Raw genomic sequence first — 12,127 nt, forward strand, 5'->3', positions numbered from 1 at the left:
CCTGCCCGGGGTGCTGACCGGATGCGTACCGTTCATGCCCAGGGCTCCGCTCAGCTTCGTTGATCAATTGAAGCAGCAGGGCTGGGCTCTGGCCGCCGAGAGTAGCAGTCTGATGTCCTTCCGTGCCACTAACTCGGGAGGTGCTCCCGCTATCGAGCTTCATACAGATGCGCAGACATCTACTCGGAAGTGAACTCGGGTGCGTACGCCGCTCATCGGCGCATGAAACGAGCTTGTTCAGAGAATAGTTCGGCGATCGTTGATGAGGTGCCGCGAGCGGATATATTCACTGGGAAGCCTTGGTTTGGCGTCAAGATGGTCAGGCTTATTGAGCGACCTGCCGAAGTGTGTCGGCTCGCCAAAGGAGTCAGGCTCGATTACACGCCAGCGGCTTACTGTAGGATAATGCAACCATAAGTGACATGGTGTAAAAATCGCTTCATGCCATTCGATGTCATCGAATTGAGAATATCGTCGTCGGGAAGTTTGCGTTTGCGGTGTACTCCATTGCGCCGCCTCGATTGGAGGGGACCTGCTATGCTCGACTCCGAAACTATTGCCTGCCTCCGTCAAGTGCTAGATGAAGTTTGCAAGGGGGTGCCCCTTCAAGAGACTGGCACCCGAGCGCACGTCGCTTCCAAAATTCTAGAAGCCGCATCGCGAGGCGAGACTTCCGTTGAAGTTCTCAAGCAAATTGGGCGGAAGGCCTTGGCAGGCGCCCCGTCGATGTGGCCCGAGCGAGGCTCTCGTCGCCAGTCAACTGGAGGGAGCGGTTCCGGCGACCCTACCAAACAAGATCAAGGACGTTGATTCGGATTATCTCGGTAGAGCGCCGGCGACGTGATAGCATTCTCGGAGCGCGCCGTTATGGAGGCAGATCCGAAACGGCTAGGCTTCCGCAAGATCGCTTGGGTCGCGGTAAGGCAGTCATTTACCGGAACATGCGGCTCTCATGATTGAGCTCATCGGCGATTGATCAAGCAGCCCGCGAGGAACAAGTTGATCGAGTCACCGGACCGGCAGGGACGCACTTGATGGAAGGCCCAGTTGACCAGCCCAGCTCCACTTGTCGTGAGGATGACCGGTGAATCCGGTCGCACCATAGTAAGCGGCGTGGTTGTCAACGCCGGACACGCGGTGCAAATCCAGCTTCGATTTGCCGTTCTGCCCGCTTCTAGGCCGATCGACTGAATGGTTGAAATCCGATGCAGAGTGGGCCCTTGGCGCTAGATTTGAGCGTTGGCACGCCGCTCATTGCATCAATTTGAATGAGGGCAGGTGCTAGAAGCCTTGGCCAAGTTTTCGTGTCAACGAGGGGCGGTATCGAAGCCGCATACTAGGGGAGGAACAGTGACCGATCACGTGACCACCGTCCTCCAACTGCGTGACTGTTCTGGAGACGAAGCTCTCAAGGGTGGGGCCGCCACGCCGCCGATCCTTCACGGACGCCTAGTGGTAAGTTCCAAGAAGCAGGCTTCGCTCAAAAATGCGATTCTGGCGAGACTTTCTGTAGAGGACCTTGCCGTAATAGGGGGGAGCCTTGAGCCGATCGTTCTGAAAGAACGTCTGGTTCTGCAAGAGCCGAGAAGGCCGGTCGAACACGTCTATTTCATGGAATCGGGTCTCGTCTCGCTGAGGGTCGTTGCGGCGGGAAGCATGCTTGAAACGGCGGTCATAGGATATCCGGGCGCCGTCGGCACTTCGTTCTTGTGGGGTGGACATATTTCGCCCCATCAATCTGTGGTGCTCTTTCCCGGAAGCGCGTACAGGATTCCGGTCGAGAATTTGCGCCGGCTGATGAAGGAGCGGCCGGGCATCCGAGAGCGCCTCTTTGAATACCTTCGGGCGTTGACCTTTCAATGCGTCCAGACAGGTCTATGCGGAGTTCGGCACAATCGCGAGCAGCGGCTTGCGAGCTGGCTCTGTCTAGCGAGTGACGCTGTTGACGCTTGCGTGCTGCCAGTTACTCACGACTATCTTTCTTCCGTCTTGGGATTGCGCCGCGCGGGGGTTACGGAGACGCTAATTCGATTCGAACAACAAGGGTTGATCCGCAAGATGCGTGGCGTTTTGCAGATCGACCAGCGCGAGTCTCTCGAGCAAAGAGCCTGCTGTTGTTACAAGCTAGTCTCAAGCGCATATGCCTCATCTCTGTCCGCATTTGCTGCATGCGCGGATTGATCTAAGACTTGCGACAATCCTGTCCTTGCTGGTCCCGATGATCATCGGACTCACACAACGCCCTCATTCTGTTGGTTTGACTACGGTCCTACTATCGTTGGTAAATTCTTAGCCTGCGCCGATCGGCATTAGCGCGCGGCGATCGACCATTATGCGGGCTTCTTCCCACGTATGCGTTGACGAACCTTGCCAGATTTAGCCGATGCGCGAATTCGTTGGCTATCAGCACGGTGGATCTGCCTGCAGTGGCAGACGTCTGCCTGAGACTTTGATGCTTTTTTCCGCTGTAGAGAAAGGCAATTCCATCCGTCAGGTTCATATAGAGCCTCGGTGGTCCTCGCTTGCGGTCTCATCCTGCTGACCGTTTCGCGTGCGAGCCGTTGTTGCCGCCGTTCAAGTACTCAAGGCCATCCGCGAGTAAAGGTCTCCTGATCTCACAGACGTACTTCGACATCCCCGGTCAAGTACACCTGATCTACTCGAGGCCTCACCTCGATCGCAGGCGCGGCGCCGAACCGGACGCCAAATCTGATGTGGGTCTATGAATTTGACTTCGGGGCTCTGGGGCGCCCGGAAAGTTCTTCATCAGGCAGGACGAGGGCGACGTGGCTGACGCCTAACGCGCTCGCGAGTTCGAACAACGTCACTACGGTCGGATTGCGCCGGCCATTCTCGAGGCCGCTGATATACTGCTGAGTAAAGCCAGAGGCCTCGGCGAATTTCTCCTGAGTGAAGCCCTTCTGCTTCCGCAGCTTGGAGAAATTCCGGCCTACCAACTTGCGCATGTCCATCTGCGCAAGTTGCGTTTTTACATACTAGGAGGTTTATCTCCTATAGTATGTAATTCCCAAGCTAGGGACGAGTTGGGATGTCGGACGGTCTTTCGAGACGCACGCCAGTGATAAAGTCAATCTGCGATTCTTATGCTAGACTTGCAGCATTCCAGCCTTGGCAGGGCCACGTTTGCAGAAATTGAGAAGATTGAGCTAAATGGTAGGAACCATGCCGAAGCCGCCCATCGCCAATCCTGACGTCGCCGATTCGGCTCCGAATGATCCCGTGCTTACGAGTTATGATGAGCAACATCTAGCGACCTATTGGCGCCTACTTGATGCCGCGGCTGAGGGGGCTGACTGGAAGGAAGTAGCTCGCATCGTGTTGCGTATCGATCCAGATCATGAACCGGCCCGCGCCCGCAATGCATTAGATACTCATCTCGCGCGAGCAAATTGGATGGCAGACGATGGTTACCGCCATTTGCTGCGCGGCGGGGCCTCCAAACAGCAATCCGTTGCCATCTGGTATCCGAAATCGAGAATAGGTTTCTTCTTTATCCAAAGTGATCGTTCTTACGCATTATGCGATGCGACATTAGCGACTTGTTGCGCAACCGCTGGCTTTATAGACATTGCCTCACAATTTAATTGGGGATCAGTTGCATGTCGGAGCTCGACTGGCGCTCAACGGAGCCATATCAGCGCATGATGGAAGCAGGAGACAGGGCAAATTTTGCTTGGGAATCGCTCAGGCGCAGTCCGAACTTCCGACTTGCTTAGGGAGGCTAGCAAGCGGAGCGGGAACGTGAGCGCCGAATTCCGAAGGAGATGGGGCGTCTACTTTCGCTCATGACCCCCAGCGGCCCTTTTTTGGGCAAACGATCTCCTGGGCACCCGAGGCTTTGCCGAACGTGGTGCCAATTGTACGTAGCACGTCTGCCTCGCAGGTCGTTGGCGTGCCGCTGCTGCTCGCTGACCTTGCGTCAGGCAGTATCAAACAGGCTTCGGATGGTTGGCATGCCGTATTGCGCATTCAGGGAGTGCAACATCACCTTTGGCTGAAACAGGCGCCGCAGGTAGGAGCTTTCTATTCCGCCGAACTGCCGTACGATGCGGACTACGAAATTCGCGGTTATGCCTCACATCGCCTCTGGCGCGCCATCAATGGTCGCCCGGTGGGGACCTCCGTATCATCGGCTGTCGGCGCAGCAGCGGGAAAGACTGGCGTTAGCGCTGCGAGCGCTGGATGGGTACACGGATGGTGCATCCTATCGCATTATCGCGGAAGTGTTGTTTGGCAGACACCGCATCTCTGAGCGTGGCTGGAAGACCCACGAAGTTCGTGCCCGAACAATCCGCTTGGTGAAGGCTGGGCGTGCTCTTGTGCGCGGCGGCTATCGCGCGTTGCTTCGTCCGCCATCTCGCAAGTATTGTAAGCGGCAAGGAGACCCCGTCTGGCGGAGGGGATGAGCGATCGGCTATCGGCTGCTGAGTTTGTGAGCCGATGTGAGCTTCTATGTCTGCGCCTAGTTCTGGAACTAGAACCTTCCATATGATCGAAGCGGTCGCCGACCGCCTTGAGGGGGCGCCGCGACAGCTTCGCCGACGCTGGTCGGACGAGTTCAAGGCGCAAGTTGTGACAGAGGCACTGGAGCCCGGCGCGAGCGTCTCGGCGATCGCCCGCCGGATCGGTATTCACCCGTCGCAGCTGTTCGCCTGGCGCCGTGATGCTCGGGCCGAGCGGCATCATCGCTCGCGGCACTCGAGTTGCGAGGGTGTGGTGGCGTCGGTGGCGGGCGCAGTGATCGAGATTGCCATTGGCGAGGTCATCGTGCGCGCCGGCGTGGATGTCGACGAGGCGCACTTGCAGCGGGTGCTCCGGGCGGTCCGTTCGTCATGATCCCCTCTGGTGTGAAGGTGTTCCTGGCCAGCCATCCGGTCGACTTCCGCAAGGGTATCGATGGCCTTGTCGCGCTTGTGCGGGATGCCGGCTCAGATCCGTTCGACGGTGCGCTATATGTATTCCGGGCCAAAAGACCACAGCTCGTTTCATTGTGCGTCCCTTTGTCAGATCCCAGGCAGGCGGATCAACCTATCGTACTGATAATCAATGTAGTTTTTCGGCCGACGTTCGATCACGCGCTGCACCGCTATGCGCACTGACTCCGACGTCAGCGCGTCGACCGGAACCAACCATTGCGCCCCCTTGATCGCTTGCGTTGCCGGCAGAATGCCCTTCAGCACGAGGCTCTTTGCTGATCCGACGCAAATCCCAAAGTGTGCCGCAGCCTTCGCAAGGCTGATCATTTTGCCGTTGGATGATGCGGGGTCGTATTCCGGCAAGCCCAGGCGTTCGCGCATTTCCCGCACGCGAACAGTCGTCCAGGTTTCGCCGTCGCCGGTCTTGCAGCGCATCCGATTGAGCGACACGGCGAGCTCGCGATCAGGCCAACGACCAGCGAGTTTGCGAAGTGCGTCAACGGCCGTGGGTGCCATATCTCCTGGATATCGACCCGTCTTAACGCGAGCAACACGAACCTCCGTGTGCCGGCCGCCGGTCCAGTGGATGAGCAGAACCGCCTCATTGGTGTTTTCGTCGAGATCGCAAACAATCTCTCGGACCACGATGTGAACTAGCCGTTGCTTGGTGCGCGTGTCCGTGGACGGTGCATTCCAGACCCGCGGCAGATCGTGCGCAAGTTGCAGAAGCAGGGCGCGGTCGATCTTGGGGGTTTCCGCTGATGCGGCGCGCTGCTCCTTGATCCGACCTTCAAGCTCGGCAACCCGCTCCAAGGCGCCATTCCAGCGCGCCTCGAGTTCGCGGGCAACGTGACGCTTCGCCGGATCCACAAGTTCGTATCGGCGTGCGGCAAGGGACGCTTCGTAGCTTGCAACTTCAAGCTCCCGTTCGACGGCGGCGATGATCTCTTGTCTCGAGCGCTCAATCTGGTCGGACGCCAATATGGCTGCTTCAACAGCCCGATCGGAGACCGCCTCAAGGATTTGCAGCGCGACCGCACGATCGACGCGCACACCGTCGATGCCGATACATAGGCCTGCCCCGACATGGGCGTCATCGCCGCGGCATTGATAGCGATGGGCATTCCCCTTGGCCTGGCCATAGAACACACGCATCATTCGCCCGCAACGTCCGCACCGCATCAAGCCGGTCAGGAGTGCGCGTCCCCCGCGCGCCGATTTACGCGAGCAATTCTTTTTCATGTGCGCGTTTTCCAGCAGCAGCTTCTGATTATCTTCGTACTCCTGCCAACTGATATAGCCGGGATGATTGCCGCGCAGGAGAACATTCCATTTCTCCCGTGGCTTCTTGAACCCGCTGACCTTGCGGGCGCGACCGTCCACGATCCGTGTCTTCTGAGCGATTCGGCCAAACGCATAGGCGCCAGCATAGAGCGGATTGTGCAAGATCTGCATCACCGAGTGATAGGCCGGCGCCTTCCAGCTGAGCTTGTAGATTTGAACGTTCCTCAGGACCACAGGCATCTTAATGTCGGCGGCGCGCAGCCAAAGAAAGACCTGCCGGGCGCTGCCGAGCTCGCGGAACTTCGTGAAGACGAGTCGAATCACTCCCGCCACATGTTCGTCGGGATCGATTTCGATTTTGCCGAGTTCATTCCAGCAAAATCCTGGTGGAAGCATGAAGCGGTACTCGCCGCGCTTGGCCTTGGAGTCTCGAGCGGCGATTCCACGTTGGCGAAGAGGCTCAGCTCATACTCCGACATCGTCCCCTTCAGTCCGAGAAGCAGGCGGTCGTTGACAAGCCGCGGATCGTAGGCACCGTCGGGATCGACGACCAACGCGCCGGCGAGCGCGCATAGGTCGATCAAATGATGCCAGTCACGCCCATTGCGCGCCAGCCGCGATGCCTCGATGCAATAGACGGCACCGACGTCGCCTGAACATACCATCGCCACAAGCCGCTCAAATCCAGGCCGCTGGGTGCTGCCTGATCCTGAGCGGCCAAGATCGTCGTCAATGACCGTCACGGACTTAAATCCGGCGGTTTCCGCGGCCTGCGCCAAGTCATATTGCCGCCGCTGGCTTTCGAGATTCCCCATGACTTGGGACATCGTCGATTGGCGAACATAGACGACGGCGACGCGACTGAGGTGATCAGGTGTGATCTTGATGCTCATGATCACCTCCCGTCATCTGAACGGTCTCGACGCCTGCCGCCTCCAGCAGGAGATCGGCGAGCGCCTGGATCAGGCCTTTGGGATTGGCGCCCAGCGGGTTCTGGGGAATCCGATGCCCCAGATCCAGACCCAGTTGCATCGGTTCGCGATATTGGTGTTTTCTCCGCACGTCCTTTCTCCCTCTTCATTGAAGGACGGGATCGTGCGCCCGACGCCTGAGTCGTGCCGAGAAGCTTCAGAACTGCGGCAAATTCGTTGAGCCCCTCAATACTGACCTGCGGCGGCCCAAGGGCCATGCCGGCACAGTAGCTTTCGTCGAACATCCAATTGGGAACCTCGCGGCTAAACCCACGCCGCTCCTCGGTATAGATGCACTTCAAATCCTTGCCGCGTCGGAAAGGTGCGACCTGAAGCGTCCGCCGAAAAAGCGGATGCCACGGATATGCAATTGTCGCGCTTCGAAGACTGTATGCAGAATGTCGCGTGTTGGCCGGACAGAATAAAGATCGTGTGGTGGGACGGGTCCGGCGTGTGCCTCTATTTAAAACGCCTTGAAAAGGCGAAGTTTTGCTGGCCGCGGATTGGGCATCATCGGGTGCAGATGAATCCCGCGCAGTTGATGGCACTGGTGGATGGGATGGATTGGAAACGGGTCCGGACCGTGGCGGTCAAGCCGCCAGAGATTGTTGGGTAAAAGCACTGCGGCGAAGTGAATCAGTGGCCTGAAAGGGCAAGAGAAACGGAGCAAAATGTGCTCTGGTCGGGTCAATGTCGCCGCCCGATCTCAACCTCCCGAATGACGTAGAGATGTTGAAAGCCATGGTGCTTGCCATGGCCGAGAAGGCGGCCCGCGCCGATGCTCTGGAGAGCGAGGTCGCCGATCTCAAGGCGTGCAACGCCGATGCCGATGCGCGGATCGAGCGGCTGACGCAGATCCTGAAGGCCTTCGACCGCGCCCGGTTCGGCCGACGATCGGAAAAGCTCGGCTCTGCGAGCGACGACGATGATCAGCAGGCCTTCGTCTTCGAGGAAATCGAGACCGGCATCGCTGCGATCAAGGCCCAGGTCAGCAAGGGCCGTGAGCAAGCGGACAGCAAGCGCGCGCCTCGTCGGCGCAAGGGCTTTGCGCCCCATCTGGAACGGATCGAAACCGTCATTGAGCCGGAAGAGCTGGCTGAGCATGCCGGCAAGCAGAAGGTGCTGATCGGAGAGGACGTGTCGGAGCGTCTTGATGTGGTGCCGGCGAAGTTCCGTGTGATCGTCACGCGCCGTCCCAAGTATGCCTTCAAGAACGCGGACGGCGTCATCCAGGCGCCGGCCCCGGCCCATATCATTGAAGGAGGCATTCCGACGGAAGCGCTTCTGGCCCGGATCGCCGTCGCCAAATACGCCGATGGCCTGCCGCTCTACCGGCGGGAGGCGATCTACGCGCGCGATCATGTCGAACTCGACCGCCAGCTGATGGCGCAATGGATGGGCAAGCTAGGCTTCGAGCTCGAGATCGTGGCCGACTACGTCTTCAGCGAGGTCAAGAAGGCCGAGCGAGTCTTTGCCGACGAAACCACCTTGCCGACGCTTGCTCCCGGCTCTGGATCGACGAAGACAGCCTACTTATGGGCCTATGCCCGGGATGACCGAACCTTTGGCCGCGGCGGTCCCCCGATGGTGGCTTATCGCTTCGAAGACAGCCGCTCCGGCGAATGCGTCGTCCGGCATCTCAATGGTTATCGCGGCATCCTGCAAGTGGATGGCTATGCCGCCTATAACAAGCTCGCGCGATCCGATCGCGGCAATGATGCCATCACATTGGCTGGCTGCTGGTCACACAGCAGGCGCAAGTTCTACGAGCTGCATGTTGCAGGGAGCTCGGACGTGGCAACGACGACGGTGGAGCGGATGGCAAAGCTCTGGCAGGTCGAGAAAACCGTGCGCGGTCAAAGCCCCGACGCTCGCGTTGCCGCGCGCCAGCAAGCCTCCGCGCCGGATCGTCGCAGATCTCTTCGATCTCTGGTAGCAGACCTTGCCGCGGATCTCGGGTAAATCAAAACTGGCTGAGGCGATCCGCTACGCCGTCTCGCGCCGTGCCATCTTCGAACGCTTCCTGACCGATGGTCGCATCGAGCTCGACTCCAACATCGTCGAACGCGCTATCAGGCCACAAACAATTACGAGAAAGAATAGCCTGTTTGCCGGTAGCGACGGCGGCGGACGAACCTGGGCGACCATCGCGACACTGCTGCAGACAGCGAAGATGAACAACGTCGATCCGCTCGCCTGGCTTGCTCTCACGCTTCAGCGTATCGCCAACGGCTGGCCGAGCAGCGAAATCAACGCACTCATGCCATGGAACCACGCCGTCTGACGGCCTCAGCTTGCCGCTTACCAAGTATTAAACTAGGGGGGCGAAAAAAGTCCTTGAATGTTCGGCACGCCCTAGGTTCGCCTACCCCGCCATCGTGACCGCCGACGCCGCCCCCACTCGGCCGCGCTCCGCACGATGGCACAGAGCCGAACAACGCCGGTCCGACGCCAGCTTGCCACTGCGATCCCTACGCACGCATGAAGCTGCGCGCTTTCTCGGCCTGTGCGAGCAAACAGTCAATCGCGACCCACGCGCCACAGGTGGCCTGACCTATCGCAAGCTGGGTGAACGTGTCGTCTATCCACGCTTAGGTTGACCGCGGAGCCACGTCGACGAGCGATGCCGGCGCCAGATCCATGTTGTCGGCTGCAGGCAGGATTAGCCCACTTGATTTGCACCGACGTTGCGGCGCGCTCCACCGCTGCGGGCAGGCGTTTTTCTGACGGCTCGACGGGCGCGTCAACGTCCGGGCGGAGGCGAGGGGTAGCGCTCAGAGACTAGCTGCAGGAAGACGGCCAACGCCGGGTTTTCATTTTTTGCCTTGCCAATAACTGAAAAGTCGAACCGACTGGGACCGGTGCCATCGCGCACCTCTCGGTAGGTCAAGCCCGCGAAATTGGGGCCCATGTCAGATTCGAGCACGAGGCTTATGCCGGCCCGCATGCTGATCAGACTCATGATGATGCCACGCCTGACGTCGTGGCGTTCAATTTTGGGGCGATCCTCAGGCGAGACAAGCTTGGAAACCAGGAGATATTCAAACTCCTTTCCGGGATCGTAATGGCTCAGCGAAACCGTCTGCTCATGCAGGTCAATCCAATTGACAGTCTCACGCGAACTGAGAGTATGGTCTTGAGGTAAGGCAACCAGGACGCGCTCGCTCCACAGCGGCAGGGCACTGGCGTCCAACAACGGCGGGCGCCCTGGTGCAATCAGCATGTCGATCACGCCGTTGCGAAGTTCGGCCGCCAGACGTGTTCGTGATCGTTCGATTGTCGCCAGTTCGATTTGGGGATATTGCTGCTTAAATTCGAGCAGCGAGGTTTGGAGATTGCCTGCTGAAAGCGAGGTGCAGAAGCCGACACTCAGACGGCCACTTTCGCTACTCTGAACTGCGTGCGCGGTTGCGATAAGTGCGTCGAATTCTTCCACATCGTGCCAGCCGAAGAATACTGCGGCCAGCCCGCGTTGGACGCGCACCTCCACTATAGCGCTCAAAAATAGCTATGCCCAAGTGGTGTTCAATTTCGATAATTCTTCGGCTGAGGCTCGATTGTTGCGAGCTCAGCAACTCCGCAGCTTGACGGAAACTGCCGCAATCGGCCGCGGCAACGGCCGATCTCAGGTGTTTTAATTCGAGAGATTTGGCGGCTTGGAGTGACGGCCGCCACCGACGGAAATTGTGCATTTTAAGGCTTAAGCGAGCGGGCTGCTTCCCAATGTAGCGAATTGAGACTTGTACCTGCTTCTCAAGCCCTAAGCGGCAGCTCGGACGACGGGGGCCCAAAGCACCGGGCCTGAGATGCGCCCGGCCCTACGGATGCGCTCCAAAGCGTCAGTGGACACCTCGAGATAGCCGGCTAATGCGGTCGTATTCCCGAGCGGTCGAGGCATTCCAATCGAACGAAGGGGCCATCCTGCACGCCGAAGAATACGATGCATGCGAGCATCAGTGACGGTGACGAGTTCCGTTAGTCCAGTGGAGAGACCAAATTCGATCATGCCTGCAAAGAGCTCGTACGTGGCGCCAGCAAGTCCACCGCTCCCTTTCTGTGCATCAGCAGGAGCGTCGAGAGCGAAGCGGCTGCTTTCCCACACCTGAGAGCTTCGTGGTGCACGTTGTCCATCAAGGAGAACTGGGAAAAATCTCTCTGAGCATGGTCGGTCCAGTTGACGGCAGAAGGCGGACACAACCCTGAATTCCGCCATCTGTTGCGCGATCCAGCAGATAAACTGGCCTAAGGACGTCATATTCGTCGATCTCCATATCGCCGCTGACCACGACATTCCAATTCAGCCGCAGCTTGAACACGCGATAACGCAGCCGGTGCATCTCAGCAAGGTCGTTGGTGAAATCGCTGTAGTACTGTGGCGTAATGAGCTGGATCATTTCGACCTCCCCGCTTGATTTCGCAAATCAAGCAGGAAGCTAAGGTCGCCGCACTCTGTACAGTCGCACAGGTGCTTATTGTGCGGTGTGGCCTATTTTCGAGAGTTGGCCTCGGCTGAAAGCGCTTCGGCTTGCCGAAGCGAGCGAACGCCGAGCTTCGCTCGGACGTTATCCAGGTGAAAGCCCGCTGTCCGCCGAGATATTCCGACAATGATCCCGATCTCCCTGGCAGATTTGCCGCGAGATGACCATTCGAGACATTGGAATTCGCGACGATTCGCGGTCGAAAGGCGCCTTGCATGTGCATGGAAAAACATCGCGACTAGTCGCAGATTCTCGGCCTGTTCGATTATCGAGCGCACAAAGTTGGGCCGACGCTCGTCGGTCGCAAAACTCAGCGCCGCGATCTCACCCCGGTGATCGTGAATCGGAAACGTGAGTCCGCAACGAATGCCAAATTCGGCAGCCTCTTCGAATAGCTCACGTTCGGGGTCCGACTGATTTCGCGGTTTGTCAAACGCCATCCGGAACTGCCCCCTTT

The 12,127-nt window shown here is 58.6% G+C and carries 14 protein-coding genes and 3 pseudogenes; 10 read left to right on the forward strand and 7 right to left on the reverse strand.

Translation table 11 applies throughout. The features are described 5' to 3' along the window. A partial coding sequence (locus AKL29_RS43935) for a hypothetical protein (protein ID WP_210168313.1) occupies nt 1-193 on the forward strand: 193 nt, incomplete at its 5' end. A gap of 1,157 nt (nt 194-1,350) precedes the next feature. Then, the gene (locus tag AKL29_RS00795; RefSeq protein ID WP_050382369.1) at nt 1,351-2,181 is read left to right on the forward strand and encodes a Crp/Fnr family transcriptional regulator; all 831 of its coding nucleotides are present in this window, start codon (nt 1,351-1,353) and stop codon (nt 2,179-2,181) included. A gap of 539 nt (nt 2,182-2,720) precedes the next feature. Here the strand turns inward: AKL29_RS00795 and AKL29_RS00800 are convergent. Further along, nucleotides 2,721-2,972 (reverse strand): helix-turn-helix domain-containing protein, encoded by a 252-nt coding sequence (locus tag AKL29_RS00800; RefSeq protein ID WP_050382371.1) that lies wholly within the window; start codon nt 2,970-2,972, stop codon nt 2,721-2,723. A gap of 211 nt (nt 2,973-3,183) precedes the next feature. Between AKL29_RS00800 and AKL29_RS44095 the strand changes: the two are divergent. The 5 genes and pseudogenes from AKL29_RS44095 to tnpB (AKL29_RS46535) all read left to right on the forward strand — a co-directional run. After that, nucleotides 3,184-3,462, forward strand: a pseudogene (locus AKL29_RS44095) (DNA -binding domain-containing protein); the annotation flags it as partial. A gap of 203 nt (nt 3,463-3,665) precedes the next feature. Next, nucleotides 3,666-3,737, forward strand: a complete 72-nt coding sequence (locus AKL29_RS46530) for a hypothetical protein (RefSeq protein WP_430648845.1) — start codon at nt 3,666-3,668, stop codon at nt 3,735-3,737. A 384-nt stretch (nt 3,738-4,121) separates the two neighbouring features. Next, complete coding sequence (locus AKL29_RS44100; RefSeq protein ID WP_244481659.1) at nt 4,122-4,427, forward strand: DUF2285 domain-containing protein; 306 nt, start codon at nt 4,122-4,124, stop codon at nt 4,425-4,427. An 82-nt stretch (nt 4,428-4,509) separates the two neighbouring features. Further along, entirely contained in the window at nt 4,510-4,857 is a 348-nt protein-coding gene (locus tag AKL29_RS00805) for a transposase (protein WP_050382373.1), read from the forward strand. Next, nucleotides 4,854-5,120: an IS66 family insertion sequence element accessory protein TnpB gene (tnpB, locus tag AKL29_RS46535; protein WP_082190429.1), complete on the forward strand. Its 267-nt coding sequence runs from the start codon at nt 4,854-4,856 to the stop codon at nt 5,118-5,120. Before AKL29_RS00805 ends, tnpB (AKL29_RS46535) begins: the two co-directional genes overlap by 4 nt. Here tnpB (AKL29_RS46535) and AKL29_RS40070 read toward each other — a convergent pair. Both AKL29_RS40070 and AKL29_RS44105 read right to left on the reverse strand, forming a co-directional pair. After that, nucleotides 5,025-6,617 (reverse strand): recombinase family protein, encoded by a 1,593-nt coding sequence (locus AKL29_RS40070; RefSeq protein ID WP_244481660.1) that lies wholly within the window; start codon nt 6,615-6,617, stop codon nt 5,025-5,027. The genes tnpB (AKL29_RS46535) and AKL29_RS40070 overlap by 96 nt on opposite strands. Continuing rightward, nucleotides 6,542-7,114, reverse strand: a complete 573-nt coding sequence (locus AKL29_RS44105; protein WP_244481661.1) for a recombinase family protein — start codon at nt 7,112-7,114, stop codon at nt 6,542-6,544. The genes AKL29_RS40070 and AKL29_RS44105 overlap by 76 nt, the downstream gene beginning before the upstream one ends. On the opposite strand from AKL29_RS44105, the gene AKL29_RS42610 reads away from it, so the two are divergent. The 3 genes and pseudogenes from AKL29_RS42610 (at nt 7,107) to tnpC (ending at nt 9,476) form a co-directional block, all read left to right on the forward strand. After that, nucleotides 7,107-7,373 carry a hypothetical protein gene (locus AKL29_RS42610; RefSeq protein ID WP_157348977.1) on the forward strand — a complete coding sequence of 89 codons (267 nt, stop codon included), beginning with the start codon at nt 7,107-7,109 and terminating at the stop codon, nt 7,371-7,373. The genes AKL29_RS44105 and AKL29_RS42610 overlap by 8 nt on opposite strands. 189 nt (nt 7,374-7,562) lie before the next feature. Then, on the forward strand, nt 7,563-7,808 hold the full coding sequence (tnpB, locus tag AKL29_RS00820; protein ID WP_160321691.1) for an IS66 family insertion sequence element accessory protein TnpB: 246 nt from the start codon (nt 7,563-7,565) through the stop codon (nt 7,806-7,808). Nucleotides 7,809-7,882: 74 nt separating this feature from the next. Next, nucleotides 7,883-9,476, forward strand: a pseudogene (gene tnpC / locus AKL29_RS00825) (IS66 family transposase). Between the two features lie 459 nt (nt 9,477-9,935). Here tnpC and AKL29_RS00830 read toward each other — a convergent pair. The 4 genes and pseudogenes from AKL29_RS00830 to AKL29_RS40080 form a co-directional block, all read right to left on the reverse strand. Beyond that, on the reverse strand, nt 9,936-10,682 hold the full coding sequence (locus AKL29_RS00830; protein WP_347336968.1) for a LysR family substrate-binding domain-containing protein: 747 nt from the start codon (nt 10,680-10,682) through the stop codon (nt 9,936-9,938). After that, the gene (locus AKL29_RS46405; RefSeq protein ID WP_347336969.1) at nt 10,579-10,884 is read right to left on the reverse strand and encodes a helix-turn-helix domain-containing protein; all 306 of its coding nucleotides are present in this window, start codon (nt 10,882-10,884) and stop codon (nt 10,579-10,581) included. The genes AKL29_RS00830 and AKL29_RS46405 overlap by 104 nt, the downstream gene beginning before the upstream one ends. A gap of 68 nt (nt 10,885-10,952) precedes the next feature. Continuing rightward, nucleotides 10,953-11,586, reverse strand: a pseudogene (locus tag AKL29_RS00835) (acyl-homoserine-lactone synthase). A 92-nt stretch (nt 11,587-11,678) separates the two neighbouring features. Beyond that, nucleotides 11,679-12,127, reverse strand: a 449-nt coding sequence (locus AKL29_RS40080) for a helix-turn-helix transcriptional regulator (protein WP_193395178.1), incomplete at its 5' end; no start/stop codon positions are given.

Source organism: Bradyrhizobium pachyrhizi (assembly GCF_001189245.1).
Taxonomy (GTDB): Bacteria; Pseudomonadota; Alphaproteobacteria; order Rhizobiales; family Xanthobacteraceae; genus Bradyrhizobium; species Bradyrhizobium pachyrhizi.

What these genes read in the sequence shown, in the direction of transcription:
- tnpB (WP_082190429.1), top strand. Translation starts at nt 4,854, where the DNA reads ATGATCCCCTCTGGTGTGAAGGTGTTCCTGGCCAGCCATCCGGTCGAC.
- AKL29_RS40070 (WP_244481660.1), bottom strand. Translation starts at nt 6,617, where the DNA reads ATGCTTCCACCAGGATTTTGCTGGAATGAACTCGGCAAAATCGAAATC.
- AKL29_RS00800 (WP_050382371.1), bottom strand. Translation starts at nt 2,972, where the DNA reads ATGGACATGCGCAAGTTGGTAGGCCGGAATTTCTCCAAGCTGCGGAAG.
- AKL29_RS42610 (WP_157348977.1), top strand. Translation starts at nt 7,107, where the DNA reads ATGCTCATGATCACCTCCCGTCATCTGAACGGTCTCGACGCCTGCCGC.
- AKL29_RS46405 (WP_347336969.1), bottom strand. Translation starts at nt 10,884, where the DNA reads ATGCACAATTTCCGTCGGTGGCGGCCGTCACTCCAAGCCGCCAAATCT.
- AKL29_RS44105 (WP_244481661.1), bottom strand. Translation starts at nt 7,114, where the DNA reads ATGAGCATCAAGATCACACCTGATCACCTCAGTCGCGTCGCCGTCGTC.
- AKL29_RS44100 (WP_244481659.1), top strand. Translation starts at nt 4,122, where the DNA reads ATGGTCGCCCGGTGGGGACCTCCGTATCATCGGCTGTCGGCGCAGCAG.
- AKL29_RS00805 (WP_050382373.1), top strand. Translation starts at nt 4,510, where the DNA reads ATGATCGAAGCGGTCGCCGACCGCCTTGAGGGGGCGCCGCGACAGCTT.